Origin of the sequence: Geminocystis sp. GBBB08 (genome assembly GCF_016743215.1) — a bacterium.
Taxonomy (GTDB): domain Bacteria; phylum Cyanobacteriota; class Cyanobacteriia; order Cyanobacteriales; family Cyanobacteriaceae; genus Geminocystis.
In genome coordinates, this window is record NZ_VRZC01000304.1 from 1 (window position 1) to 975 (window position 975).

The 975-nt window shown below is 36.8% G+C and carries 1 protein-coding gene; it reads right to left on the bottom strand.

Going from position 1 to position 975, the window contains the following annotated elements; all coding sequences use genetic code 11:
• Positions 1-975, bottom strand: a 975-nt coding sequence (locus tag FWJ34_RS19370; RefSeq protein WP_308256960.1) for a Calx-beta domain-containing protein, incomplete at both ends; no start/stop codon positions are given.

The following is a 975-nucleotide window of genomic DNA, read 5'->3' on the forward strand; positions in this document are numbered from 1 at the left end:
ACCGATAACAGTATCATTCCCTTCTCCTCCATCAAGGGTAACATTACCAGCAAAAGTCGTCGCATTAAGGGTATTGTTACTTATGCCACCAGTTAATTTTGCTTGTTCAATGGTTACTAAGGTATCTGTACCATTACCAGTTAACTGTGTATTGGTTAGGATAAAGTTAATATCCCCTGATTCTATCAAAGTATCTGTACCATTACCTCCTGTTAGACTATCATTACCATTACCTCCCTTTAAGGTATCATTACTTTCTCCCCCGTTTAAGGTATCGTTACTTATACCACCACTAAGTAAATCATTGCCATCACAACCATTTAATTGGACAGTACCTGTAAAACCAGAGCCATCAAAGATATTATAGTTGTTACCCCATGTTATTTCTGCTTTTTCAATGCTATCTAAAGTATCAGTTTCAATGACGTTAATTGGCTCATTTCCGACACCAAAGTGCAATAGTTCAGTATTTGTTAGGATTAGATTATTATTGCTAGATTCTTTAACAGTGTCAGTACCAATATTGCCCAATAATAGATCATTACCTTGATTTCCCGTTAAGGTATCATTACCCGCACCACCATCAAGAGTATCATTACCTAAACCTCCGTCTAGCTGATTAATATCCACATTGCCGATTAATGTATTGTTTTTACTATTACCAATGGCATTAATGGCACTAGAACCTGTTAATAATAAATTAGCATTATCAGTTTCTGTGAGAGTTCTGGTGACAGAAGATAGGAGAGGTTCTTTTATGGTTATAGTAGCAGTGGCGTTGTTAATAGTGGCATTACTACTAGGTGAAGATAATGTTACTCTAAAAGTTTCATCATTTACCGGTGAGGTAGCTGCCAGAATGGGAATGTTAAAGGTTTTAACGGTTTCTCCTGGAGCAAAGGTTAATGTAGTTAAGGCGATGGCTGTATAATCAGAACCTGAAAGCGCAGTTCCATTAGCTGTAGCATATTTAAC